We start from the raw sequence: 1603 nt of genomic DNA, 5'->3' as shown, positions 1-1603 counted from the left end.
TTTTCCTGGAAGCAGGGCATCAACTACTTCTGCACCGTAGTGCATCGTCATCACGCCTCAGGGTTGATATGCAACCGGATTTACCAGGTCACACCCCCTACACGCTTAAACCGGGACAACCGTCGCCCGGCTAGCCTAGCCTTCTCCGTCCCCCCTTCGCAGTAACACCAAGTACAGGAATATTAACCTGTTTCCCATCGACTACGCTTTTCAGCCTCGCCTTAGGGGTCGACTCACCCTGCCCCGATTAACGTTGGACAGGAACCCTTGGTCTTCCGGCGAGCGGGCTTTTCACCCGCTTTATCGTTACTTATGTCAGCATTCGCACTTCTGATACCTCCAGCAACCCTCACAGGCCACCTTCAACGGCTTACAGAACGCTCCCCTACCCAACAACGCCTAAGCGTCGCTGCCGCAGCTTCGGTGCATGGTTTAGCCCCGTTACATCTTCCGCGCAGGCCGACTCGACCAGTGAGCTATTACGCTTTCTTTAAATGATGGCTGCTTCTAAGCCAACATCCTGGCTGTCTATGCCTTCCCACATCGTTTCCCACTTAACCATGACTTTGGGACCTTAGCTGGCGGTCTGGGTTGTTTCCCTCTTCACGACGGACGTTAGCACCCGCCGTGTGTCTCCCGTGATAACATTCTTCGGTATTCGGAGTTTGCATCGGTTTGGTAAGCCGGGATGGCCCCCTAGCCGAAACAGTGCTCTACCCCCGAAGATGAGTTCACGAGGCGCTACCTAAATAGCTTTCGGGGAGAACCAGCTATCTCCCGGTTTGATTGGCCTTTCACCCCCAGCCACAAGTCATCCGCTAATTTTTCAACATTAGTCGGTTCGGTCCTCCAGTTAGTGTTACCCAACCTTCAACCTGCCCATGGCTAGATCACCGGGTTTCGGGTCTATACCTTGCAACTAGTCGCCCAGTTAAGACTCGGTTTCCCTACGGCTCCCCTATACGGTTAACCTTGCTACAAAATATAAGTCGCTGACCCATTATACAAAAGGTACGCAGTCACACCACGAAGGTGCTCCCACTGCTTGTACGTACACGGTTTCAGGTTCTATTTCACTCCCCTCGCCGGGGTTCTTTTCGCCTTTCCCTCACGGTACTGGTTCACTATCGGTCAGTCAGGAGTATTTAGCCTTGGAGGATGGTCCCCCCATATTCAGACAGGATGTCACGTGTCCCGCCCTACTCATCGAACTCACGACCTGTGCATTTTAGTGTACGGGGCTATCACCCTTTGCTGCGCGACTTTCCAGACGCTTCCACTAACACACAAGCCGATTCAGGTTCTGGGCTCCTCCCCGTTCGCTCGCCGCTACTGGGGGAATCTCGGTTGATTTCTTTTCCTCGGGGTACTTAGATGTTTCAGTTCCCCCGGTTCGCCTCATGCCACTATGTATTCATGACATGATAGTGTGTCGAAACACACTGGGTTTCCCCATTCGGGTATCGCCGGTTATAACGGTTCATATCACCTTACCGACGCTTTTCGCAGATTAGCACGCCCTTCATCGCCTCTGACTGCCTAGGCATCCACCGTGTACGCTTAGTCACTTAACCTCACAACCCGAAGATGTTTCCATCGTTCG

At 53.1% G+C, this 1603-nt stretch carries 1 rRNA gene; it reads right to left on the bottom strand.

Annotation, left to right across the window (positions count from 1 at the left end):
- Nucleotides 1–1574 (bottom strand): 23S ribosomal RNA (locus ACJ8QF_RS25025); the annotation flags it as partial.
- Between the last annotated feature and the right edge of the window lie 29 nt (nucleotides 1575–1603).

The organism is Serratia sp. CY81684 (genome assembly GCF_052166595.1).
Taxonomy (GTDB): Bacteria; Pseudomonadota; Gammaproteobacteria; order Enterobacterales; family Enterobacteriaceae; genus Serratia; species Serratia nematodiphila.
Note: the sequence above shows the minus strand (reverse complement) of the source record. Positions and strands in the feature narration are given on the sequence as shown.